24 protein-coding genes are annotated in these 23,442 nt (G+C 63.1%); 13 read left to right on the top strand and 11 right to left on the bottom strand.

Annotation, left to right across the window (positions count from 1 at the left end; genetic code table 11):
* The first annotated feature begins 28 nt into the window (after positions 1-28).
* On the top strand, positions 29-751 hold the full coding sequence (gene aqpZ, locus V1283_RS32600; protein ID WP_334390721.1) for an aquaporin Z: 723 nt from the start codon (positions 29-31) through the stop codon (positions 749-751).
* A 133-nt stretch (positions 752-884) separates the two neighbouring features.
* Here the strand turns inward: aqpZ and V1283_RS32595 are convergent, their stop codons facing one another.
* Positions 885-1,970 carry a 5-(carboxyamino)imidazole ribonucleotide synthase gene (locus V1283_RS32595; RefSeq protein ID WP_442895899.1) on the bottom strand — a complete coding sequence of 362 codons (1,086 nt, stop codon included), beginning with the start codon at positions 1,968-1,970 and terminating at the stop codon, positions 885-887.
* 14 nt (positions 1,971-1,984) lie between these two features.
* The gene (purE, locus tag V1283_RS32590) at positions 1,985-2,473 is read right to left on the bottom strand and encodes a 5-(carboxyamino)imidazole ribonucleotide mutase (RefSeq protein WP_334390719.1); all 489 of its coding nucleotides are present in this window, start codon (positions 2,471-2,473) and stop codon (positions 1,985-1,987) included.
* 151 nt (positions 2,474-2,624) lie between these two features.
* Here purE and V1283_RS32585 point away from each other — a divergent pair, with 151 nt between their 5' ends.
* Positions 2,625-3,308, top strand: a complete 684-nt coding sequence (locus V1283_RS32585; protein ID WP_334390718.1) for a GGDEF domain-containing protein — start codon at positions 2,625-2,627, stop codon at positions 3,306-3,308.
* A gap of 130 nt (positions 3,309-3,438) precedes the next feature.
* On the opposite strand, the gene V1283_RS32580 is transcribed toward V1283_RS32585, so the two are convergent.
* The 3 genes from V1283_RS32580 to V1283_RS32570 all read right to left on the bottom strand — a co-directional run bounded on the left by V1283_RS32580 (position 3,439) and on the right by V1283_RS32570 (position 4,316).
* The gene (locus V1283_RS32580; protein WP_334390717.1) at positions 3,439-3,690 is read right to left on the bottom strand and encodes a hypothetical protein; all 252 of its coding nucleotides are present in this window, start codon (positions 3,688-3,690) and stop codon (positions 3,439-3,441) included.
* Positions 3,691-3,713: 23 nt separating this feature from the next.
* On the bottom strand, positions 3,714-3,926 hold the full coding sequence (locus tag V1283_RS32575; protein WP_334390716.1) for a hypothetical protein: 213 nt from the start codon (positions 3,924-3,926) through the stop codon (positions 3,714-3,716).
* A 183-nt stretch (positions 3,927-4,109) separates the two neighbouring features.
* Complete coding sequence (locus V1283_RS32570; protein ID WP_334390715.1) at positions 4,110-4,316, bottom strand: YdcH family protein; 207 nt, start codon at positions 4,314-4,316, stop codon at positions 4,110-4,112.
* A 341-nt stretch (positions 4,317-4,657) separates the two neighbouring features.
* Between V1283_RS32570 and V1283_RS32565 the strand changes: the two genes are divergently transcribed.
* Positions 4,658-4,843 carry a YdcH family protein gene (locus V1283_RS32565; RefSeq protein ID WP_334390714.1) on the top strand — a complete coding sequence of 62 codons (186 nt, stop codon included), beginning with the start codon at positions 4,658-4,660 and terminating at the stop codon, positions 4,841-4,843.
* Between the two features lie 96 nt (positions 4,844-4,939).
* On the opposite strand, the gene V1283_RS32560 is transcribed toward V1283_RS32565, so the two are convergent.
* Positions 4,940-6,043, bottom strand: coding sequence for an NAD(P)/FAD-dependent oxidoreductase (locus V1283_RS32560; protein ID WP_334390713.1), 1,104 nt, complete (start codon positions 6,041-6,043; stop codon positions 4,940-4,942).
* Between the two features lie 258 nt (positions 6,044-6,301).
* On the opposite strand from V1283_RS32560, the gene V1283_RS32555 reads away from it, so the two are divergent.
* From V1283_RS32555 to V1283_RS32540, 4 genes are all read left to right on the top strand, one after another.
* Complete coding sequence (locus tag V1283_RS32555) at positions 6,302-9,007, top strand: sensor domain-containing protein (RefSeq protein ID WP_334390712.1); 2,706 nt, start codon at positions 6,302-6,304, stop codon at positions 9,005-9,007.
* A gap of 413 nt (positions 9,008-9,420) precedes the next feature.
* Positions 9,421-10,947 (top strand): ABC-F family ATP-binding cassette domain-containing protein, encoded by a 1,527-nt coding sequence (locus V1283_RS32550; protein WP_334390711.1) that lies wholly within the window; start codon positions 9,421-9,423, stop codon positions 10,945-10,947.
* 120 nt (positions 10,948-11,067) lie between these two features.
* On the top strand, positions 11,068-12,537 hold the full coding sequence (locus V1283_RS32545; protein WP_334390710.1) for a glycerol-3-phosphate dehydrogenase: 1,470 nt from the start codon (positions 11,068-11,070) through the stop codon (positions 12,535-12,537).
* Between the two features lie 230 nt (positions 12,538-12,767).
* Positions 12,768-13,568 carry an adenylate/guanylate cyclase domain-containing protein gene (locus V1283_RS32540; protein ID WP_334390709.1) on the top strand — a complete coding sequence of 267 codons (801 nt, stop codon included), beginning with the start codon at positions 12,768-12,770 and terminating at the stop codon, positions 13,566-13,568.
* Positions 13,569-13,582: 14 nt separating this feature from the next.
* Here the strand turns inward: V1283_RS32540 and V1283_RS32535 are convergent, their stop codons facing one another.
* Both V1283_RS32535 and V1283_RS32530 read right to left on the bottom strand, forming a co-directional pair.
* Positions 13,583-14,893 carry a tetratricopeptide repeat protein gene (locus V1283_RS32535; protein ID WP_334390708.1) on the bottom strand — a complete coding sequence of 437 codons (1,311 nt, stop codon included), beginning with the start codon at positions 14,891-14,893 and terminating at the stop codon, positions 13,583-13,585.
* A 43-nt stretch (positions 14,894-14,936) separates the two neighbouring features.
* Positions 14,937-15,860 carry a transcriptional regulator GcvA gene (locus tag V1283_RS32530; protein WP_334390707.1) on the bottom strand — a complete coding sequence of 308 codons (924 nt, stop codon included), beginning with the start codon at positions 15,858-15,860 and terminating at the stop codon, positions 14,937-14,939.
* Between the two features lie 132 nt (positions 15,861-15,992).
* Here V1283_RS32530 and V1283_RS32525 point away from each other — a divergent pair, with 132 nt between their 5' ends.
* The 3 genes from V1283_RS32525 (at position 15,993) to V1283_RS32515 (ending at position 17,943) form a co-directional block, all read left to right on the top strand.
* Positions 15,993-16,241 carry a DUF1127 domain-containing protein gene (locus V1283_RS32525; RefSeq protein WP_334390706.1) on the top strand — a complete coding sequence of 83 codons (249 nt, stop codon included), beginning with the start codon at positions 15,993-15,995 and terminating at the stop codon, positions 16,239-16,241.
* An 11-nt stretch (positions 16,242-16,252) separates the two neighbouring features.
* Entirely contained in the window at positions 16,253-16,948 is a 696-nt protein-coding gene (locus V1283_RS32520) for a glutathione S-transferase family protein (protein WP_334390705.1), read from the top strand.
* 398 nt (positions 16,949-17,346) lie between these two features.
* On the top strand, positions 17,347-17,943 hold the full coding sequence (locus tag V1283_RS32515) for a superoxide dismutase (RefSeq protein ID WP_334393260.1): 597 nt from the start codon (positions 17,347-17,349) through the stop codon (positions 17,941-17,943).
* Positions 17,944-17,997: 54 nt separating this feature from the next.
* On the opposite strand, the gene V1283_RS32510 is transcribed toward V1283_RS32515, so the two are convergent.
* A complete protein-coding gene (locus V1283_RS32510; protein ID WP_334390704.1) occupies positions 17,998-18,498 on the bottom strand; it encodes a GlcG/HbpS family heme-binding protein in 501 nt (166 codons plus the stop codon).
* Between the two features lie 174 nt (positions 18,499-18,672).
* On the opposite strand from V1283_RS32510, the gene V1283_RS32505 reads away from it, so the two are divergent.
* Genes V1283_RS32505 through V1283_RS32495 form a run of 3 tightly spaced genes read left to right on the top strand, consistent with a single transcriptional unit; the run spans position 18,673 to position 21,592 of the window.
* A complete protein-coding gene (locus V1283_RS32505) occupies positions 18,673-19,866 on the top strand; it encodes an ABC transporter ATP-binding protein (RefSeq protein WP_442895796.1) in 1,194 nt (397 codons plus the stop codon).
* Complete coding sequence (locus V1283_RS32500; protein ID WP_334390703.1) at positions 19,863-20,777, top strand: ABC transporter permease; 915 nt, start codon at positions 19,863-19,865, stop codon at positions 20,775-20,777. The genes V1283_RS32505 and V1283_RS32500 overlap by 4 nt, the downstream gene beginning before the upstream one ends.
* Positions 20,777-21,592 carry an ABC transporter permease gene (locus V1283_RS32495; protein WP_334390702.1) on the top strand — a complete coding sequence of 272 codons (816 nt, stop codon included), beginning with the start codon at positions 20,777-20,779 and terminating at the stop codon, positions 21,590-21,592. The genes V1283_RS32500 and V1283_RS32495 overlap by 1 nt, the downstream gene beginning before the upstream one ends.
* A 92-nt stretch (positions 21,593-21,684) precedes the next feature.
* On the opposite strand, the gene V1283_RS32490 is transcribed toward V1283_RS32495, so the two are convergent.
* Together V1283_RS32490 and V1283_RS32485 are read right to left on the bottom strand one after the other, a co-directional pair.
* On the bottom strand, positions 21,685-22,536 hold the full coding sequence (locus V1283_RS32490) for a carbohydrate ABC transporter permease (protein WP_334390701.1): 852 nt from the start codon (positions 22,534-22,536) through the stop codon (positions 21,685-21,687).
* Positions 22,533-23,405, bottom strand: a complete 873-nt coding sequence (locus V1283_RS32485; protein WP_334390700.1) for a carbohydrate ABC transporter permease — start codon at positions 23,403-23,405, stop codon at positions 22,533-22,535. The genes V1283_RS32490 and V1283_RS32485 overlap by 4 nt, the downstream gene beginning before the upstream one ends.
* Between the last annotated feature and the right edge of the window lie 37 nt (positions 23,406-23,442).

Here is a 23,442-nt window from a genome sequence, read left to right as displayed (position 1 = left end):
GTAACGCAAAACATGCGGGAGGCGACTAATGAATACCAAAAAATATGCCGCTGAAGCGATTGGCACGTTTTGGCTCACTTTTGCGGGATGCGGCAGCGCAGTCATCGCCGCCGGCTTTCCTCAGGTCGGTATCGGCCTGGTCGGCGTGTCGCTGGCGTTCGGCCTGAGCGTCGTAACCATGGCCTATGCGATCGGCCATATTTCCGGCTGCCATCTCAATCCCGCCGTCACGGTCGGCCTTGCCGCGGGTGGCCGCTTTCCGGCCGGTCAGATCCTGCCTTACGTCATCGCGCAGGTGATCGGCGCGGTGGCTGCCGCGGCGCTGCTTTATGTGATCGCAAGCGGCGCGCCCGGCTTCGATCTGGCCAAGGGCTTTGCATCCAACGGCTATGACGCGCATTCGCCCGGGCAGTACAACATGATGGTCTGCTTCATCACCGAGGTGGTGATGACCATGATGTTCCTGTTCATCATCATGGGCGCCACCCACGGCAAGGCGCCGGCGGGCTTTGCGCCGCTCGCCATCGGACTGGCGCTGGTGATGATCCATCTGGTCAGCATTCCCGTCACCAACACGTCGGTGAATCCCGCGCGCAGCACCGGGCCCGCGCTGTTCGTCGGCGGCTGGGCGCTGGCGCAGCTCTGGCTGTTCTGGGTTGCGCCGCTGATCGGTGGTGCGCTCGGCGGCGTGATCTATCGCTGGCTCAGCGAGGAACCGGCCGGCGTCGTGGAAGGCTTGAAGACGGCCTGATCTCAAAAAGCGCCCGGCGAGAGCACGGGGTAGAGCGTTTTCGAGCGAAGTGGACACCGGTTCGCGTCAAGAAAACGCGTCAAAACAAAGAATCGAGAGCCCGGTTCTGATCAATCAGAACCGGGCTCCAGCGCTATTTCTCGCTTGCCGGGCTCACTTCGGTGACATGGCCCATCTTGCGGCCCGGCCGCGGCGCGCCCTTGCCGTAGAGGTGAACCGTGGCGCCGGGCACCGTCAGCCATCGCTCGTAGTCGAGGATATCATCGCCGATCAGGTTGGTCATGGTGACCTGGCCGTGACGAACCGGCTTGCCGAGCGGCCAGCCGGCAATCGCCCTGATGTGCTGCTCGAACTGGGAGATCGAGGCGCCGTCTAGCGTCCAGTGCCCGGAATTATGCACCCGTGGCGCAATCTCGTTGACCAGCACATGCGGTCCGCCGTTTCCGGCGACCACGAACAATTCGACTGCGAGCACGCCGACATAGTCGAGTGCGTTCGCGATCTTCTCGGCGATGGCGCGCGCTTCCGCGGCCAACGCGTCCGATATCGCAGCGGGCACGCGCGAGAATTTCAGGATGTGATCGCGGTGCTCGTTTTCGGTGACGTCGTAACATTCGACCTCACCGTCCGCCGAGCGCGCGGCGATCACGGAAATCTCGCGCTCGAAGGGAACGAAGGCTTCGAGGATCGCGGATTTGGTGCCGAGGTCTTCCCAGACTTGCGCGGGATCGTCGCCCTCGCGAATGATCGCCTGGCCCTTGCCGTCATAGCCGAAGCGGCGGGTCTTGATCACGGCAGGAAGGCCGATGCGCGCAATGGCGCTCTGCAGGGTTTCAACCGACGACACGTCGACATAGTCGGCGGTGCCGATGCCGAGCCGCTTGACGAAGTCCTTTTCGATCAGCCGGTCCTGCGTGGTTTCGAGAATCTTCTGCGCCGGCAGCACGGGGCGCCGCGCGGCCAGCACCATGGCGGTGGCGGCGGGCACGTTCTCGAATTCATAGGTGATGACGTCGACATCGTTGGCGAACAACTCCAGCGCCTCGACGTCGGCATATTCGGCGCAGGTCGCGTTCAGCACCACGTCGAAGGCGGGCGAGTCCGGGTCCGGCGAAAACACCTGGCATCTGAGACCAAGGCGCGCCGCCGCCATCGCCAGCATCCGGCCCAATTGTCCGCCGCCGAGAATTCCGATGGTGTCGCCCGGCTTCAGCTTCATCTTGCCTGAAGCCGTCACGCCGATCCCTCCGGGCGCTCCTTGACCGCGTCAGTCTGCTGCTTGCGCCAGGCGGCCAATCGCTTTGCCAGCGCCGCGTCGTTCAGCGCCAGCACGCTTGCGGCGAGCAGGGCGGCGTTGATGGCGCCGGCCTTGCCGATCGCCAGCGTGCCGACGGGAACGCCGGCCGGCATCTGCACGATCGAATAGAGCGAATCAACGCCCGACAGCGCCTTGGATTCGATGGGAACGCCGAAGACCGGGAGTTCCGTCAGTGCCGCCGCCATGCCAGGCAGATGGGCGGCCCCGCCGGCGCCGGCAATGATGACCTTGAAGCCCTGGGCCTTGGCGCCCTTGGCGAAGGCGAACAGCCGGTCCGGGGTCCGATGGGCCGAGACGATGCGCTTTTCGCAGTCGATCCCGAGCGCCACGAGCGTCTCGGCGGCGTGGCGCATGGTCTCCCAGTCGGACTGGCTGCCCATGATGATGGCGATGGGTGCGGTCATCTCGTCAATTCTGTTCGGGAATCCAGAAACATAGGCCGATTATAGGGTCGGCCCGCGGCTCATCCAAGGCGTGGCAAGGAGTCAGGAATGGACTATCCTGTCTTGGTGAATCCCGGCAAGCCTTGATAAGCGAGCCTGCACAGGGAAGGCCATGAAGAAGAAAACCCGGGCGACTGCCTCCAGGGCCGGAAAACGCCCCAAAAGGGCGGCTTCTGGGCAAAAAGCTGCCCCGCGGCGGTCATCCGCGCCGGCGTCCCGGTCGCCGGCCGTGTCCAACGGCACCAAGGCGACGATTCGCCGGCTGAAGGTGCAACTGGCCCGGACGCAGGCGCAGATCGAGGAACTTCAGGCCTCCGCCGATACCGACTTCCTGCTGGGCATTCCGAACCGACGCGGCTTCGAGCGCGAGCTCAATCGCGCGATCGCCTACATCAAGCGCTATCGCGCCGGCGGTGCCCTGGTCGTGCTCGACGTCGATCGCTTGAAGCCGGTCAACGACGCCTTCGGACACGCCGCGGGCGACCAGGTGCTCAAGGCCATCGTCACGACGCTGCTCGCGCAGGTGCGCGCTTCCGACGTGGTCGGCCGGCTCGGCGGCGACGAATTCGCGCTGCTGTTGTGGAATCTCAGCGAGACCGATGCCAGGGCCAAGGCGGCCGCGCTGGAGGAAGCGATCGATCGGCTCACCTTCGACTTCGATGGCCGCACCATTACCGCGGGCGCCTCGGCGGGCGTCTGTGTTCTCGATACCCACTCTGAAGCGGGCCGCGCGCTGGAAGCGGCCGACAGCGCCATGTATGTGCGCAAGGCGCAGCGGCGGCACGAGGCGTCGTGAAGTCGCACGTCGTCATTGCAACGAGCGGTGGGCAAAGACGCGCGCTTCGCGCCGTGCCGACCATCGGCAAGCATGGAAAAGGATGGTGGGCACGCTTGCGCTTCGCGCACCCTGCGAATCCCGACGATTTTTAAAGCCCGCTGAGATCATCCGGCACATTGCCGAACTTGCGCAGCAATTTTGCATCGCCGAATTCGCCGATCATGGGATCGCCGCTGCGGCTGAAGGCGACGGCGCCGATACTGCCGGCCATCCGCGACATCGTCTCGGCGCGCCGTAACGCGGTCGTCGGGCTCTGGCATTCTTCGGCGGCTCCCGCCATCGGCGAGCCGCTATCGTCCTGCAGGAATGGCATTGCGACGTAATAAGTGACATCGGCCATTGGTTCGCTCCGGGTTTGATGGATCAGGCAGCGTCGCTCTCCGCATGGGAGATTCGCGCCGGCACACAGCCGGCGGCGATGGCCGCCTGCAATTCCTCCAGCTCGGTTTCCAGATACTCGTTCGCCATGATCAGCGCCTTGATGGTCGAGCGCAGATTGCCGTCGCACATCGCGATGGCCTGATCGCAGGCCTGCTCGTAACGGCTGTTGTCGGACAGGGACGGTGTGACGGACATGACGGGACTCCCGGGGCTGGCGGCAGGAAGCTATGTTCTCTTTTTGTTCTCGTAAAGTCAAGGCCGCATCCACCCACCGGAACCCATTTTTCTGGCAAGCTGCCCGGCAGGATCGTCGCGCGACAGGCTGTCTGTGGATGTCGGGGAAAAGGACCTGCGCGGAAGGCGAGGCCGTCGCAACGATCAGGCGATAATATCGGGCGTGATCTGGTCTTCGATGAAGGCGATGCGGTCACGCAATTGCAGTTTGCGTTTCTTCAGCCGCTGCAACCGCAGCAAATCCGGCGCCGGCGACTGATGCAGCGCGTCGATCGCCGCATCGAGATCGCGATGCTCCTGCTGCAACCGGGCGAGCTCGGTTTCAAGCTCACGCTCATTATCGTCGGTCATGGTGTACGTTATCGAAAGCGCGATGAGGTTGTGAACGGGATTATCCTAGAGCGCGATGACTTTTTCTCGAATAGTCATCCCGCTCTATCTCTTTGATTTGGGCATGATCTTTTCGGAAAACCGGTACCCGCTTTTTCCGGATCATGCTCTGGGCCGGCAGTAAATATCGTCCCTGCGAGGCCGGTCTGCAAGCTGACCGGGTTCCCATACTCACGTTTGGTTACAGATAAATCCGAAAATATGAGAGACGCGATTCTGGATAATCATCGACAGATTCGTCGACTGGTGTACACTCCCTCGTCCGGATCGAATCTGAGGTTCACCCACCGAGGAGGTTTCGTATGGCACTACAGGCGCATCTTGTTGAACTTGAACGTAAACACAAGAGCCTCGAGAATGAATTGCACGAAGCGCTCGTGCACCTTTCCACCGACGACCTGCAAATTGTCGAGTTGAAGCGCCGCAAGTTGATGGTCAAGGATGAGATCGAACGGTTGAAGCATACCGTCGGCGAAACTCTCCACTAACCAGTCCAGCAAAGTATCGAAAATCCCCAACACGGTCGGGTGTGTGCCGATGCGCTCATCCGTCCGCACTTTGCTTTTGTCACCGCACAGCTTTTGTCACAGCTCTGCCAGCGCGCCGACATGATCGGCGATCGCGAGTGACGACGTTAGTCCCGGCGATTCGATACCGAACAGATTGATCAGTCCGGCGACGCCGTGATCGGCTGGGCCCTGAATCAGAAAATCCTGGGTAGCGACGGCCGGCGGCACGATCTTCGGCCGGATTCCGGAATAGCTCGGCATCAGCGCGCCGTCCGGCAGCGTCGGCCAGTAGCGCCGGATCGCGGGATAGAATCGCTCGGCACGCACGGGATTCACCGCATAGTCGATACTCTCGACCCATTCCACGTCGGGGCCGAAACGCGCCTGTCCCGCCATGTCGAGCGTCAGGTGCACGCCCAACCCGCCGGGCTCCGGCACCGGATAGATCAGGCGTGAAAATGGGGCCCGCGCGCTGCAGCTGAAATAATTGCCCTTGGCCAGATAGGCGCAGGGGATCAGCCCGATCGGCATGCCTTCGATGCTGCGCGCCAACGCAGGCGCGCCCAGCCCCGCCGCGTTGATGAGCAGGTTGCACGCAAGCGTCATCGGCGCGTCGCCGCCGGCTTCGATTTCGATCCGGCCGGTGCCCGCCCGGGCGGACAACAGCGGTGTATGGAATGCGTAAGCCGCCCCGGCGTCTTCCGCGTCGCCCCGCAGCGCCAGCATGTAGGCGTGGCTGTCGATGATGCCGGTGGAGGGCGAGAGCAGGGCCGCGTCGCAGTTCAGCGCCGGCTCCAGCGCGCGTGCCGCCTCGCCCGTCAGCAACAGCAGATCGTCGACGCCGTTGGCTTCGGCATGCGCCCGGATCGACTGCAGTTTTTCGGTTTCGCTTGGTGTCGTCGCGACGATCAGCTTGCCGCAATTGCGATGGGGAATGCCGTGGTCGCTGCAATATTGGTAGAGCGCGCGTTTGCCGCTTACGCACAACTGCGCCATCAGGCTGCCGGCGCGATAATAGATGCCGGCGTGGATCACCTCGCTATTGCGGGAGGAGGTGATGGTGCCGATGCCCTCAGTGGCCTCGAGCACGATCACTTCGCGGCCCGCCTGGGCCAGCCGCCGTGCGATCGCAAGCCCGATCACCCCCGCTCCGACGACGACGCAATCGACCCTGTCCATGTCAGCTTCGGACCTGAGAATCTGGCGTGGAAATCGGCCCTTGCCACGCTCGGCAATCGTCGTTTCGCGCACCGGAGCAGGCAAACAACCCGTTGGTTTGCCACGAAATACGCCGCGAACGCCGTCTCGTTAGTGAAGCATTAATCATGTCAGGCCAATTGCCGTAATTTGGGTTACATTTTAGAATTGCAGGGGTAGTCATTTACCCGATCCAAACCCGTCAAGCCAGACACTCCGCCGGCAAACCTCGGGTGGGTAATGGCTGACAGGAACCGGCAGGCAGAACGGAAAAATTCGATTCCGGTGCAGGCCCTCGTCTGTCTGCTCGCCATCGCTGCGCCGTGCGGATTTGCCTGGGCTGCCGCGCCTTCCGCGGGCTTTGCCCCGGCGAGCTATATAGGTGAATTCGATCCCAATCTTGTGTGGGAGCTCCTGCTCGGGGGGATCGCCGCCGTTTCCTTCCTGGTAGCGATCGGAATCTGGATACTGACGGCGTTGCGCGGGGCCAAGAGCGCACAATTGCGGCGCAGCGCATTCATCAGCTCGGCGCTCAACACGCTCAACCAGGGCGTGATGATGACCAACGCGCAAAACCGCGTGGTCTTCTTCAACGACCGCTTTCTCGAAATGTACGGGCTCAGCCGCGCCGAGATTCCGAGTTCGATGACCGGCCGCGAACTGCTCGAACTGCGCCGCACACGGGGCCTGCTCAGTCTCACCGTCGAGGAGTTCAGCAAGCTTGCCCGCCGTCCGGAAGGCGTCGTCACCGAACTGCCGGACGGGCGATCGGTGCTTTCGAAGATCTTCCGCCTGCCCAATGGCGGGACGATCGGCACGCATGAGGATTGCACGGAGCAGCGCCAGCTGTCGCGAAAACTGGCATCGACCACCAAATTTCTGGAATCGGTGCTCGACAACGTTCCGGTCTGCGTCGCCGCCAAGAACATCGAGGACGGCCGCTATATCTTCGCCAACCGCGCGTTCGAACGCTTCTCGCGCTTCTCCCGCGATCACATCATCGGCAAGCGCGCCGACGAAATCTTCCGGCCCGAAACCGCGAAGAGCATCGAGGCGGCGGACCAGGCGGCTGTAACGGCGCCGGAAGGCTATCACCGCAGCGAATACGTCGTCGAACGGGGCGATGATACGCGCGTGCTCTCCTCCAATCGCGTGGTTGCGCGCAACGAGAACAACAAGCCTGAATTCCTGATCGCGCTGTTCGACGATGTCACCGATCGGCGATCGCTGTCGCGCGAGCTCGAAAACACCAAGAAGTTCCTGGAACTGGTGGTCGACAACATCCCGGTGTCGCTGATCGTGGAGCGCATCAGCGACGGGCGGTATCTGCTCGCCAACCGCAGTGCCGAGACCATTCTCAATCGCCGCCGCGAGGATGCCACCGGCCTGACCGCCGCCGACATCTTCAATCCGCGCGAAGCCAAGCTGATCATCGCGCGCGACGAGGCCGCCATCAAGAAGCGCGGCCTGCTCACCGAAGAGCACCCGATCTCCACCAAGGACGGGCTGCGGCTGTTCCTGACCCGCCGCATGACTGTTCTCGACGAGGCCGGCGAACCGCAATATCTGATCAAGACCCACGAGGACGTCACCGACCGCCGCCAGACCGAATCGCGGATGGCGCACATGGCCTATCATGACGGCCTGACCGATCTGCCGAACCGCGCCGCCTTCCTGCAGGCGCTGGCGCAGATGATCGAGGCCTGCGCCGGCACGGATGAGGAATTCGCGGTGCTGTGCGTCGACCTCGACGGCCTGAAGGAAATCAACGACGTGTTCGGCCATGCGATGGGCGACAAGCTCCTGATCGAGGTCGCGGGCCGCATCCAGGCCTGCGCCCGCGGCGGCGTGGTCGCCCGGCTGTCCGGCGACGAGTTCGGCCTGATCATCGACGGCAAGCAGCCGGAGGCGGGCAACGCGCTCGCCGAAAAACTCGCGCAAACGCTGTCGGACGAATTCGTGATCGACGGCAAGTCGGTGCGCACCGGCGTCACCACCGGCATCTCGGTATTTCCGCATCACGGCTCGGACGCGGCTTCGCTGCTCGCCAATTCCGGCGCGGCGCTGTTCCGCGCCAAGCAGAAGTCACGCGGCTCGATCAGCATTTTCGCGCCCGAGATGGACCAGCAGATCCGCGACCGCCGCGTGCTGCATCAGGACCTCTCGATGGCGATCAGGAACGGCGAATTGTCGTTGCACTATCAGCCGCAGGCCGCGTCGGGTGCAACGGTCGCTGCCAGCAAGATCATCGGCTTCGAAGCGCTGGCGCGCTGGATGCATCCGGTGCGCGGCTTCGTGTCGCCGGGCGAGTTCATCCCGCTGGCGGAAGAAAGCGGCCTGATCGTCGAAATGGGCGTCTGGATCCTGCGCGAAGCCTGCCGCGAGGCCGCCTCCTGGCCGGTGCCGATGCAGATCGCCGTCAACCTGTCGCCGGCGCAGTTCATGCACGGCGACGTGGTCAGCCTGGTCCACTCGATCCTGCTTGAAACCGGCCTGGCTCCCGGCCGGCTCGAGCTTGAAATCACCGAAGGCGTGCTGATCGAGGATTTCGATCGCGGTCTCGCTTTATTGAGAAGGCTGAAGGCGCTCGGTGTCCGCATCTCGATGGACGACTTCGGTTCCGGCTATTCCTCGCTGAGCTATCTGCAGGCGTTCCCGTTCGACAAGATCAAGATCGACCGCGCCTTCGTCATGAATCTCGGGCGCAACCCGCAATCGGCGGCGATCGTGCGCGCCGTCATCGACCTCGGCCACGGCCTCGAAATGTCGATTGTTGCCGAGGGCGTCGAGACCCAGGAACAGCTCAGCTTCCTGTCGGAAGAGGGCTGCGACGCGGTGCAGGGCTACTTCCTCGGCAAGCCCCAGCCGATCGGGCACTACGACGCGCTGGTCGGCCGCAGTGCCGCAAACGCCGTCGAGACAGGGCGCAAGCTCGCCAGCGCCTGATTTCGCGAAATCGCAAGCCTCGCTGCCATCGGACGCAAGGCCCGGAGATGCGATGGCATGCGTGACCTCGGGCTTTCGCGATTCGATTTCGACGAGACCCTGGCTTGCCTTCCCTTGAAGGCCCGGCTATTTTCGCAACGACACCTGATCGAGAAAGGAGGGCTGCGCAGTGACGACAATTTTCCGGCACTATCGCCAGCGTGGCCCCGTCAACGCCCTGCAAATGCGTTTGCAGGGCTGACCAGAGACTTTTCCGTAAATCTCTTCCTGGTCTGCCCCCGTGGCAATGCGGCGTCGAGCGTCTGATCGTTCGCGCCTGCATTTGTGTAGCTCGCCGCGCTCCCACACGAACATCCGACGATGGCTGCATGCCCCGGACGTCGTGTTTTGGCCGGTAAGACCTGGGAACGATCATGACCCTTATCAATATTCGTAATCTTGGCGTGACGCTGAACGCTCCGCTGTTTTCCCGACTGGACCTTTCCGTCAATGCTGGTGACCGCATCGGGCTCGTCGCCGCCAATGGACGCGGCAAATCCACGCTGCTGCGCTGTATTGCCGGCATAATGGAGCCAGGCGATGGCGAGATCACCAGGTCGCGCGGGCTGACCATCGGCTATGTCGAGCAGGATGTGCCGTCCGCGCTCATGGATACGCCGTTTTATTCGGCGGTGCTCGAAACGCTGCCCGCTGAACGACGGGCCAGCGAAAGCTGGAGGGTCGACGTTGCCCTGGAATCGCTTGATGTGCCCGAGGCGCTGCGGGAGAGGCCGCTGAAGCAACTGAGCGGCGGCTGGCAGCGCTTTGCCATGCTTGCCCGCATCGTGGTGGCCGAGGCCGATGTGTTGTTGCTCGACGAGCCGACCAACCATCTGGACCTCGCCAGGATTTGCCAGCTTGAAGCCTGGCTGAATGCGCTGCCACGGGAAATGCCGGTCGTGATATCGAGCCATGACCGTGCCTTTCTCGATGCAACCACGAACCGCACGGTATTCTTGCGGCCCGAGCGGTCGCAAATATTTTCGTTGCCCTATACGCGGGCCCGCGCCGCGCTCAGCGAGGCGGATGCATCGGATGAACGGCGCTATCGACGTGACCTGAAGGCTGCCGAGCAGCTTCGTCAGCACGCCGCAAAGCTCAACAACATCGGCGTCAATTCCGGCAGTGACCTTCTGTTGCAGAAGACCAAGCAACTGAAGCAGCGGGCCGAGAAGCTGGAAGATGCGGTAAAGCCCGCGCACCTGGAACGATCCGCAGGGGCGATCAAGCTCGCCAACCGCGGAACGCACGCCAAAGTTCTGATTGCGCTGGACGATGCCGCTGTTGCTGCCCCCGACGGCAGGTTGCTGTTCAAGACCGGAAAGCAGTTCATCTGCAAGGAAGACCGGATCGTGCTGCTGGGGCCGAACGGGGCGGGCAAGACCCGGTTCGTGGCGATGCTGCGTCAGGTGATCGAAACCCCGGAAGCCGCGCAAGCCGGCATCAAGGTCTCGCAGTCGCTTGCGCTCGGCTATTGTGAACAGAATCTCGCCGATCTTTCCGATGCCGACACGCCGATGCACGCGGTCGTCAGCCGTTTCGAGGTCGGCGATCAGCGTGCGCGCGCATTGCTCGCCGGCGCGGGCCTGCCGGTTGCGATGCAAAGCCGTCCGATCGGGCGGCTTTCCCGCGGACAGAAGGCGCGTCTCGGCATGCTTCTGCTGCGGCTCGCCCAGCCAAACTTCTATCTGCTCGATGAGCCCACCAATCATTTGGATATCGAGGGGCAGGAAGCACTGGAAGACGAATTGCTGCAGCATCAGGCAAGCTGCCCGCTGGTTTCACACGACCGCAACTTCGTACGAACGGTGGGAAGCCGGTTCTGGCTGATCGAAAAAAGGAGGCTGGTGGAACTGGAAGGACCGGAGGGCTTTTTCGCATCGATTGGCGCAACCGGCTAGAGCGTGGGCACGACTGGCGGGTTCTTGCTTGGACTTGATTCATTTACAGGAGCGACATCCACTTTTGGCCATCATGACCTAGTGTAGTGAAGTCAGCTTCTCTACAGTCACCTTGCGTGTATGGCGGACTACGATCTCGCGATCATTGGCGGCGGATTGAACGGCGTCAGCATCGCGCGCGACGCCGCTGGACGCGGCCTGCGCGTCATCCTGCTGGAGCAGGGCGATCTCGGCGCGGGCGCCTCCTCGGCCTCGCCGCGGCTGATCCACGGCGATCTGGCTGATCTGGAGCGCCGGCATTTTCTTCGCGTCCGTTCGGCGCTTGCCGAGCGCGACGTCTGGCTCAGGATCGCGCCGCATCTGGTGCGCCCGATGCGCTTTGCTATCCCAGCCCATTCCGACGAACGCCCGGCCTGGCAGTTGCGTTCATGGCTCCTGTTGTACGACCGGCTGTCCTCGCGCAACGGTCTGCCGGCCTCGGCGACCGTCGACGTCACCCATCACCCGGTCGGCAACGCGCTGAAACGGCCGTTCGGCACCGCCTTTGAGTACTCCGACTGTGTCGTCGATGATTCCCGGCTGGTGGTTCTCACCGCCGCCGATGCCGCCGCGCGCGGCGCGGTGATCCGCACTGGCGCGCGCTGCACCCGGGCCGAACGCGGCAGGGAATGGCGGCTGGTGACGATCGATCGCGGCTTTCGGCAGATCGTCACGGCACGGGCGGTCGCCAACGCCGCCGGCGCCTGGACGCCGTCCGTCGCCGAGACGGTGTTGCGCGTGCCGCCGCCGAAGGTGGCCGCCATGCAGATGGACCAGATCGTCGTCCGCCGCCTGTTCGACAGCGACAACGTCTATGTGTTCCAGAACAGCGACGGACGTCTGATTTTTGCAAGTCCCTATGAGCGCGATTTTACCCTGATCGGCACCGCCGGCCATGCCTTCAAGGGCGATCCTGCCATCGTCGCGATGGCGGCGAACGACGTCGCCTATCTCTGCGATGCGGCGAACCGTTATTTCCGCGAGCGGATCGAGACGGTCGATGTGGTGCGCACGCTTTCGGGCGCCAACATGGTGATGAACCCCGCAGGCAGGCTGTCGCCGCGTGACGGGGCGATGACACTCGACTACGGGCGCGGCAAGGCGCCGCTGATCACGGTTTGCGGCGGCGACGTCACCACGTCGCGGCTGGGCGCGGAGCGGGCGGTATCGAAGCTGACGCCGTTCTATCCGATGTCGGCGCGCTGGACCGCGAAGGCACCGCTGCCGGGTGGCGATTTTGCCTGGGACCGTTTTGATAGCGAGGTCGATGAGGTACGCGACCGCTGGCGGTTTCTCGGTGAAGAGCAAGCGAGGCGTCTGGTCGCCGCCTACGGGTCGAACGCCAAGGCGATCCTCGGGGATGCCAGGGAGCGCGGCGACCTCGGCCCGGCCTTTGGGCCGGAATTGACGGGCACCGAAGTGCGCTATCTCATGCAAAAGGAATGGGCGCGCTTTCCGGATGATATCCTGTGGCGGCGTACCAAGCTCGGACTGACCATGCAGCCCTCGGACCGCGCGGCGCTGGCGGCGTTCATGGTGGCGCCCGTGTGAAGATTGGATCGGACATGCGACGCGTGATCAGGCCAACTGTTTGCCTCGCGATTGTCGGCCTGCTCGGCGGAATAGCCTATCGCTATTTCATTGATGACCCGATCGAAGCGACGCTTCCGTACTATCTCCGGAGCAGCTTGCATGGGATGGGCGTAACGTTGGCCGCCTGGGGCGTTCATCTCTACTTCACGTCGCGACAAAGCGCGTGGGTCAGCAAATGGCCGCTGATGATGGATCTGGCGGTGCGCTCTGCGACCATGGCTATCGTCGTCGCGAACGCGATACTGGTCTTGCAGGTGACGCTGTACTGGCAATGGATCGAGAAGAAGTGGTTGATCGAACAGTTTCCCGGCATCGTTGCGATTAGCTTCTTCTTATCCCTGCTCGTCTTGTCAGTCTTCGAATTGACACGACTGGTCGGCAGCCGCGTGCTGTTCAATGTGGCGCTTGGCCGATATCGAACGCCGGTGCGGGAAGAACGCGTGCTGATGTTTCTCGATCTCGCGAGCTCCACCTCCCTTGCCGAGTCGATGGGCGAGCTTCGCGTGCAAGCTCTGCTCACCCGGTTCTTCTTCGACATCGACGACGCGATTGTCGCGCATGGTGGCGAAGTTCATGCCTATGTCGGCGATGAGGTGATCGTGACGTGGCCGCTCGATGGCAGGATGTCGGGGGGACGCTGCATCGACTGCTTCTTTGCCATTGCCGACAGCATCGCGGAGCAAGCGGCCTCATACAGGCAGGAGTTCGGCATGGTACCGGGTTTCCGGGCTGGCCTGCATGCCGGTCACGTGGCGATCAGCGAATGCGGCAGTTCACGCCGCCAGCTTGCCTATTTCGGCGACACCGTGAACGTGACGGCGCGGCTGCAGGAGCATTGCAAGGAAGTTGGCCGGAACTTGCTGGTGTCTTCCGACCTGTTGCGCCACATGAAGCTCAAGCCGGCTTTCGCGGTCGAACCGCTGGGGGAGGCACGCTTGCGTGGCCGCGCGGCGGCGATTGAGGTGTTTGCCGTCGAGCGCCGTAGCTGATCCCACGGACGACTTCAGTTTCGCTGCGCCTGCCGCGACCAGGCCTCGTCGCGCGCCGAAGGCCTGCAGTCGAGCCGCGCCGAGATGCGCCGGGCGGCCTTGTCGCCGTGACCGGCGCGCATACAGGCGACGATCAGCGTGTCTTCCCATAACTGGCGCTGGGCGTGGCTGCCGCCGATCCGCGTCAGTTCGGAAATCGCTGGCTCGAGCAGGCGGACCGCATCGTCATTGTCGCCTGCCGCAAACGCCCGGATACCGCGACAGAGGTCGATCGCGCAGCCACCCGGCGCCAACTTGCCGTCGGCCGCGCGCGCTTCGAGTTGCGCCAATCGCGTATCCAGCGCATCGCTGCCGGTCATCGCCGTAGCCAGCGCAAAATGAACGTCGGCAAAATGCGCGCCCGCTTGCGGAAAGTATTTCTCGCCATAGGCCGCAACGTCCCGCCAATGCGGCTCCAGCCCGGCCTTGCCGGCCAGCGACAATCGCCACAACAGCGAGGCGCCGTCAGTGAAGATGTTCAGCGGCGGATAGGGCCGGCCTGCCGGCTTGATATGTTGTTCGTAGATCGCAAGCGCACCATCAAGGTCGCCGTCGTCGAGGTGGGTCAGCGCGACGTGCCAGGCAAGATGCCCATGCAGAAAACTCTTGCGGTCATGCGAAGGCATCCATTGCGCGAGAAATGTTCGGCCCACCGCCATGTCGCCCTGCTCGAACATCGCGTGCGAGAGGCCATGCGCGGCGTTGGCGTTGGCCGAACGCAACGCCATCGCGCGTTCGGACAATGTCCGGCCGGTGGAGAGGTTTCCCGCCTCGGTGTGCGACCAGCCGAGGTAACTGACAAACCACCAGTCCTCGCCGTAGTGCCGGGCGTGGCGTTCGCAGATCGCGAGCTTGGCGTCGTCGTGGTCAGGACGGCCCGAGAACGCATAGAGGCCGAACGCGCCGAGCAGGATCGACAGCACCTGCGCGTCGCGCGGATACTCTTCGAGATGCGCCTCGGCGCCGGTCACGGCGACTTTCGGCCTGCTCTCGATCACGGCGGCCATGATCTCGACATGGCTTTTTTCGCGCTGGCTCGCGCCGGCGGCCAGTTCACGGGCCTGCGCTGCCATGGCGCGCGCCTTGCCGCCCTCCATGTTGAGTTGATGCAGCCGGGCGCGACCGATATGCGCCAGCGCAAAGCCCGGATCTTCTGCGATCGCCTTGTCGAAGGCGTCCTCGGCGCCGTGCCAGGCCGACAGCATGCAGTCCACGCCGTCGCGATAATGCGCCGCCGCGCGTTCCGAGGCGGTGGTCAGCGGAAGATCGTATCTGTCCCGGTTCATTGTTCTTGTTCCGTTGTACGAGGGCAGGTATCTGGTACGGCAGTCAGGCCGCTTTCGGTCCCAGCTTTTGCAAATGCCGATGATCATGCGCCGCTTCGGCCAGCAACCAATCCTGAAACAGCTTGATCTTGGGAAGGTCAGATGTCGCCTTCGGGCAGACGATCCAGTAAGTCCTGGAAAGCCGACTTGCATCCTTGAACGGCCGAACGAGGCGCCCGCAGATGAGGTCCCACGCTGCAAGCGTGGTGCGCGCGAGTGCTACTCCCTGGCCGTCGACCGCGGCGTCGATAACCATGCTGGCGCGGTTCAACACCGGCCCTTGTGAAGGCTCGGCGTCCGCAACGCCGGCAACTTCGAGCCACCTTGTCCACGCCTTGCGATCGTCGAGGTGGAGCAGGGGAAACTTCAGGACATCCGAAGGCCGGACCAGACGGTGACGCCCCGCAAGGAGCTTGGGACTACAGACAACGAATAATTGCTCGGGAGACAGTCGTATCACATCGTGCCCGGGCCAGTTGCCGTCGCCGTGCCGGACTGCAAGATCGACATCCTCTCGCGCGAAGTCGACATGGTGCATGGTCGCCGAAATTCGCAGATCGATTTCGGGATGGGATTCGGAAAAGCGACCGAGTCGGTGTACCAGCCACTTGGCGGCGAAATCCGGCGAAGTACTGACCGTCAGAACACCGGAACTCTGGCGTTGCATCAGGCGCTCCGTGCCGACGGCGATGCGGTCCAGTGCATCGCGCACGACCGTGAGGTAGTCGCGGCCGGCTCCGGTGATGACCAGGCGCTGGCGTTCGCGATTGAACAGTTTGATGCCGAGCTCCAGTTCCAGTGCCTTGACCTGATGGCTGACCGCGCCCTGTGTGACGCATAGTTCTTCGGCGGCGCGGGTGAAGCTCTCATGCCGCGCGGCGGCCTCGAAGGCCTTGAGCGCATTCAACGGCGGCAGGCGGCGAAGCATGACCTGACCTTCATGAGAAAAACTCGGTCAGGCTAGAGAAACGATGCTTTGCGCGCAAGCCTTGCCTGGCTCTATTTATCCGGCTTCCCGCCGGGACTCCGCAAATGTCCCGGCGCATTCTGGAGCCTTGTCATGTCAAATTATTCTCCGCAAGGACTGACCTTGCCGCGCGAACCCGCCGGCATGCGGGCCCTTCGTCAACAATCTGTCTCATCAAGTTCGGCTAGCAGTTGGTTGCGCACGCTGGAATTCTGGATCGACCGAAGCCGGCAGCGAAGGCAACTCGGCGAACTGGCCGAGCTAAACGATTATCTTCTCAAGGACATCGGCGTGTCCCGGGAGGAGGCAATGCGCGAAGCGGAAAAGCCGTTCTGGCGTTGAGGGAGCGTCCTGTGGGCAACGTCACTGTTTACGGCTTTCCGGTCAGTACCTTCGTGAACATCGTCCGGCTCGTGCTGACCGAGAAAGGCGTGTCGTTCACGTTCTGCGATCTGGAGCTGGAGATGGGCAGCCCACGTCATCTCGCGCTGCATCCGTTCAACCGCGTCCCGATTCTCGACCACGACGGGTTCGTGCTCTACGAAACCTCCGCAATCGCCACCTATGTCGATCAGGCGTTCGATGGCCCGCAGCTTCAGCCCGACGACCCGCGAGAGCGGGCGCGGATGAACCGGTGGATCAGCGCGTTGAACAATTATTATTATCCCTACATCGCCTACCATCTTAGCCATGAGCGTTTGATCTATCCGGTTCTCGGCATCGCGCCGGATGAAAAGGTCGTCGCCGCTGCGCTGCCGAAGATCACGCTCGGCCTCGACGTCATGGAAAATGACCTTGATCCCGGCCGGAAATTCCTGGTCAATGACCGGCCAACGCTCGCCGACTTCTTCATGTTACCGACGATGACGAGCCTCAGCCTCACGCCGGAAGGACAGCAGATGCTGCGCAGCAAGCCACGCATCGCTGCGTGCGGCCATGGAGGCGTTGCCGAGCGTCATTGCCGTGCGCGCGCGATGGTGATGCCTCACGTCGGAAGGCCCGTCGAACACGCGCGCCAATGGGTGGTCGATCATCGGCCAAGATACTAGTTCAGGGTTCCGTCGCCTGATTGTTACAGCGAGCGAGATTGACAAGGCAGGCCCCTGCTGGTGTCATCCTTGCCATGGGGAAGCGATCTCCCCACGAGGCGACATGCCGAAGAATCGCGTCCGGTTTTGAAAACCATCCAGGGACGCAGTGTGTCAGCCGCCAATCCGATCTCATTACACGCTTTTTCTCGCTCCGTCGTGACCACGATGCGCTCTGCGCATCGGAGCCGCGATGAAACGCTGCGACGAAACTGGGGGCAGGGCAAACCCGGAGAAAGAACATGGAACGTCGGGACTTCATCAAGAGCGCTGGGCTGGTGGCCGGGATCGCGGCGGCTTCGACGCTCGGTCAACGATCCGCGAATGCAGAGACCGCGCAGCAACCAGGAGCAAAGCGCATGGCCTATGAGATCAAGCCGTTCTCGCTCGATCCGAAATCGGTGAAGGGAATTTCCGAGAAAATTCTCATAAGCCACTATGAGAACAATTATGTCGGCGCGGTGAAGCGCTTGAACGCCATCGCTGCTCAACTGATGGAGCTAGACTTTGCCAAGGCGCCGAATTTTCTGATCAATGGCCTCAAGCGCGAAGAACTGGTCGCGATGAACTCAATGATTTTGCACGAGGCCTATTTCGACAGTCTCGGTGGCGGCGGTGCTGCGCGAGGCTCACTGGGAGACGCGATTGCGCGCGATTTCGGCAGCGTCGATCGCTGGCGCGCGGAATTCTCCGCGATGGGCAAGGCGGAAGGTGGCGGTTCCGGTTGGGTGCTGCTGTCTTATTCGCCTCACGACAAGCGACTGGTCAATCAATGGGCGGCCGATCACACGAATGCCGTCGCCGGTGGCCGGCCGGTGATTGCGCTCGACATGTACGAACACGCCTATCACATGGATTATGGTGCCAAGGCGGGAGCCTATGTCGATGCCTTCATGGAGGCCATCAATTGGGATAACGCGGCGAAGCTATACGACCGGGTCAGCCGCGAGGGGTGATCCGGCGGCAGTAAGGGTGAAGCTGTACATTACGTCTTCGATGCAAACGCGAGTCTAGAAATCGAGCTTGTCGCGTACGGCGTCGATGCCCGCCTTGGCGCAGGCTTCGTCCGCGTCGCCGCCGGGAGCCCCGGACACGCCGACGGCGCCCAGCAACGAGCCGCCGGCTTCGACCGTCAACCCGCCGCCGACGATGACGGCACCGGGCAGGCTGCGGATTCCGGCCTGCATCATCCCGGGCTGGCTGATGGCGTTGAGCTCGGTCGTACTGGTGCGAAAGCTGGCCGCGGTCCACGCTTTGCCCGAAGCGGTCGAAACCGTGTGGGGGCCGGCAAAGCGGTCACGCAGCAGGACCTGCATGACGCCGAAGCGGTCGACGACGGCGACCGTCACCTGAAAGCCGCGCTTCCGGCAATCCGCCAATGTTGCGCGTGCCAGATCCTGCGCCAGTTCGGGGCTCAGCGACTTGTAGGTCACGAGCGCTTCCTGGGCGGCGGCCGGGCCGGCGAGCAGGCAAGAGATCGCCGTGACGGCCGGCAGATTGCGAACGATCATCATGTTCCTCCGCGAACTTTCTTGCCGCGCGCAAAGGCGGGCTTTCTGGCGGCTTCGAACCTTACCAGAGCGGTGAGTGGCGGCATCCATAATATTGTGGCTCACGCGTTGCGAGGCGTTGAGCGGAAGCCGATCCGCCGCTAGCGTGCAGCCACGACGGGGCTGGCAGGTGGCATGACCGAGGAATCGCCGGAAATCGACGCACCGAAAACCGATATGCCTGCACCGCCGGCGAGGCCCGCACCGCCGACCGAGGCGGCTGCCGACGTGCCGCTGCTCCGCATCGAGGGGGTCTCCAAGAAATTCGGCACCTTCCGCGCGGTGGACCGGCTCTCGCTCGACATCGCCGCGGGCGAGTTCTTTGCGCTCCTGGGCCCGAGCGGCTGCGGCAAGACCACGCTGCTGCGGATGCTTGCCGGCTTCGAGACGCCGGACGAGGGCCGCATCCTGCTCGGCGGCCGCGACATCGCGCCGGTGCTGCCGCACGAGCGGCCGGTCAACATGATGTTCCAGAATTACGCGCTGTTTCCGCATCTCAACGTGCGGGACAATATCGCGTTCGGGCTGAAGCGCGCGGGGATGTCGCGCGCCGCCATCGATACCCGCGTCGCCGAGATGGTCGCGCTGGTCAAGCTTGATGGCATGGAGAAGCGCAAGCCCGATCAGCTTTCCGGCGGCCAGAAGCAGCGCGTGGCGCTGGCCCGCTCGTTGGCGCGGCGTCCCAAGGTTCTGTTGCTCGACGAGCCTTTGGCGGCGCTCGACAAGAAGCTGCGCGAAAGCACGCAACTGGAACTGATGGAGCTGCAACGCCGTCTCGGCATGACCTTCATCATCGTCACCCATGATCAGGAAGAGGCGATGACGATGGCGAACAGAATCGGCGTGATGGACGCCGGCCGGCTCGAACAGGTCGCAACCCCGCGCGACCTTTACGAGGCGCCCGCCTCGCGCTGGGTCGCCGAGTTCGTCGGCGACGTCAACCTGTTCGAGGGAGAAGTCACGTCGAACGGGCATCATCGGCTGACAGTTGCGACCCGGGATGGCGTCGCCATCGTGGTCGCGGAGCCGCGTCAACCGATCACTAAGCCTGTCGTCACGGTCGCGATCCGCCCCGAGAAGGTAAAACTGTCGCGCCGCGGCCCGGCGTCGGATGTGGTCAATTCGCAGGCGATCAACCGGCTCGATGGCGTCGTCAACGATGTCGGCTATCTCGGCGGCTCGACCGTCTACAAGATCAAGCTCGATTCCGGCGCCGTGGTGCGCTCGTCGATGGCCAATACGGCGCGGATCGACGGGGATACCTATGGCGCGGGCCAGCGCGTGGTGGCCTGGTTCACGCCCGACGACTGCATGGTGCTGGAACGATGAGCGCGCGCCGCATCTTCGCGCAGCCGGCGCGCTTTGCCGCGATCGCGCCCTATTTGTGGATGGTGCTGTTCTTCCTGGTACCGTTCGGCTTCGTGCTGAAGATCAGCCTGTCGCAGACCGCGATCGCGCAGCCGCCCTATCTGCCTCTGTTCGATTTCACCGAAGGGTGGGCGGCGATCAAGGCGGCGTTCGCGCAGCTCTCGCTGGATAATTTCAGGCTGCTGGTCTCGGACAATCTCTACATCAGTTCTTACCTGCGCAGCCTCGTCGTCGCGGTGGCCTCGACATTGATCCTGCTGTTGATCGGCTACCCGATCGCCTATGGCATGGCGCGGCTGCCGCAACGCTGGCAGGCGATTGCGATGATGCTGGTAATCGTACCGTTCTGGACTTCGTTCCTGATCCGCATCTATGCCTGGATTAATATTTTGCAGCATGACGGCCTGCTCAACAAGATTCTCCTCGCATTGCATCTGGTGTCGGCGCCGGTGGTATGGCTTTCGACCGACACCGCGATGTATATCGGCATCGTCTATTCCTATCTGCCGTTCATGATCCTGCCGCTCTATGCGACGCTGGCCAAAATGGATCCCTCGCTGCTGGAAGCCGCAAGCGATCTCGGCGCGTCGCCGGTGCGAGCGTTCTGGCTGGTGACGTTTCCGCTGTCCTTGCCGGGCGTCGGCGCCGGTGCGCTTTTGTGCTTCATCCCGATCGTCGGCGAGTTCGTGATTCCCGATCTGCTTGCCGGCTCCGGTTCGATGATGATCGGGCAGACGTTGTGGCTGGAATTCTTCACCAACAAGGATTGGCCGGTCGCTGCTGCCGCCGCGGTCGCGTTGCTGGTGTTGCTGGTGCCGCCGCTGCTGCTCTACGACCGCCTGCAGCGCCGTCAGCTCGGAGCTGCGGACTGATGGCGCGCAAGGTCAACAGCCTCTCGCCGTTCAACGTCACCGCGCTCGCGCTCGGGATGGCGTTTCTGTACCTGCCGATCGTGATCCTCGTCATCTATTCCTTCAATGCCTCGCGGCTGGTCACGGTGTGGGGCGGCTGGTCGCTGCGCTGGTACTACGAGTTCTTCAACGATCGCGCGATGCTGGATGCGGCCTGGATGAGCCTTCGCGTCGCCGCGGTTTCCGCCACCATCGCAACGCTGCTCGGGACGCTGGCGGCGGTCGGGCTGGTGCGCGGCGAGCGCTTCAGGGGGCGTTCGCTGTTGTCAGGCATGCTCTACGCGCCGCTGGTGATGCCGGAGGTGATCTCGGGGCTTTCGCTGCTGTTGCTGTTCGTGGCGCTGAACGCCGAACGCGGCTTCTGGACGGTGACGATCGCCCACACCACGCTGACCATCTGTTTCGTCACCGTGGTGGTGCAGTCGCGCCTCGCCTCGCTCGACCGCAGCCTCGAAGAGGCCGCGATGGATCTCGGCTGCGATCCGGTGCAGGCATTTCTTCGCGTAACACTGCCGCTGATCATTCCGGCGATCGCCGCCGGCTGGATGCTGGCCTTCACGCTCTCGCTCGACGACGTCGTGATCGCGAGCTTCACCACCGGGCCGGGCTCGGCAACGCTGCCGATCCGGATCTATTCCGAGGTGCGGCTGGGCGTGAAGCCCGAGATCAACGCGATCTGCACCATGGTGATCGCGCTGATCGCGGTGGTGATCGTCATCGCTTCGCTCGCCTCGAAACTGTCGAGCTCGCAAGGCGAGAGCGCCGCGCCGCTGTAGTGGCCCGTCATTCCGGGGCGATGCGAAGCATCGAACCCGGAATCTCGAGATTCCGGGTCTGGTCCTGCGGACCATCCCGGAATGACGAGGGGTTACGACTTGACCGCGCCCGCGGTCAATCCGCCCACCATGTAGCGCTTGAACGCGTAATAGATCGCGGCCGGCGGCAGCGCGTAGATGAAGCCGGTGGTCATCAGCAATTCCCATGGCGAATCGTCGGCGGCGAGGAAATTGCCCAGCGCCACGGGGAGCGTGATCTCGGTGTCCTTGGAGAGCAGCAGGAAGGCGTAGAGATATTCGTTCCAGGCCAGCAGGATCGCGTAGGTGCCGATCGCCACCAGCGACGGCATCATCAAGGGCACATAGACCAGGCGGAACAATTGCAGCGTGGTGGCGCCGTCCATGGTGGCGGCTTCATCCAGTTCGACCGGCAGCTTGTCGGAAGCCTGCTTCAACACCCAGATTGCGTAAGGGGAAGCGATCGTCACCATCGCGAGGATCAGCGACCAGTGATTGTTGAGCAGGCCGTAATTGCCCATGGTGCGGTACATCGGCACGGCGAGGAACGCCGCCGGGATGAAATAGGTGAACAGCGCCAGATTCATTACCCAACGGCCGCCGGGTACGCGCAGCCGCGAGATCGAGAAGGCGGCCGCGGTCGCGATCACCAGGGTCAGCGCGCCCGCCGAAAGCGCGATCACTACCGAATTGAAGAACTGGATCCAGAAATCGCGCAGGAAGTAATGCTGCTGGTGGAACACGATGCTGAAATTATTCAGCGTCGGATGCGTGGGCCAGAGTTTTCCCGAGAACGCATCCTCCTTCGGCGAGATCGCGAACAGGAACATGTGATAGATCGGCACCATGGTCCAGATGAACACGGGGATGCCGATCAGGAGCAGTTTTGTTTCGGTGCCGACTTCGCGGAGTGTTGGCAGCTTCATCGCGACAACCGTTTCATCATGAAATAGACCAGCGGCAGCACGAAGGGCAGCGCGCAGACGATCGAGGCCATCGCGAGCGAGAGCTGGTCGAGCCTGAGATAGCGGATGCCGAGGGTAGCCAGCACGTGGGTGAGGTCGGCAGGCCCGCCGCCGGTGAGCAGATAGACGCTGTTGAAATCGCCGAGCGTCCAGATCATCGAGAGCAGCGTGCAGGTGACGTAGAGCGTCTGCATCGACGGCCAGGTGATAAAGCGGAATTTCTGCGACCAGCTCGCGCCGTCGACCTCGGCGGCTTCATAGAGGTCGTGCGAGATGGCGAGCCGCCCGGTCATCAGGATCAGCGTCCAGAACGGCAGCGATTTCCAGATGTGCACGCCGATCGCCATGGTGAGCGCCACCGCCGGGTCGTTCAGCCAGTTCGGGCCGTCCTCGCCGGTGAACTTGAAGATCAGCTGGTTGATCACGCCCCATTCCGGATTGAACATGAACCGCACGGAGAGAATGGTCGGGATCGACGGCACCGCCCAGGGCAGGATGAACAGCACCGACAGCCATTTGATCCAGGTGCGCTGCTGCGCGAAGAAGCCGGACAAGAACAGCGCGATCAGCATTTTGACGTTGATGCCGATCAGGAGGAAGATCAGCGTGTTGACGGCGGCGCGCGCGAAGATCGGGTCGTGCCAGAGCGCGACATAGCTCGCCGGATGCCGCGCCAGCCACAGCCCATAGCCGACGGGATAGACCACGAAGGCGAGAAACACGAGGATATAGGGCGCGAGCAGCACGATGCCCCAGACCTGCGGGGTGGTGAGCCGCGCCGACAGCGGCGGGCCTGGTAGTGCGTGGTCGCCGGAAATCGTGATTGCCATACGTTTACTCTAGCAGCCTTGGAACGAGATGCCGGCC

Origin of the sequence: Bradyrhizobium sp. AZCC 2262 (assembly GCF_036924535.1) — a bacterium.
GTDB lineage: Bacteria > Pseudomonadota > Alphaproteobacteria > Rhizobiales > Xanthobacteraceae > Bradyrhizobium.
This window is presented reverse-complemented; position numbering and strand designations above follow the sequence as displayed.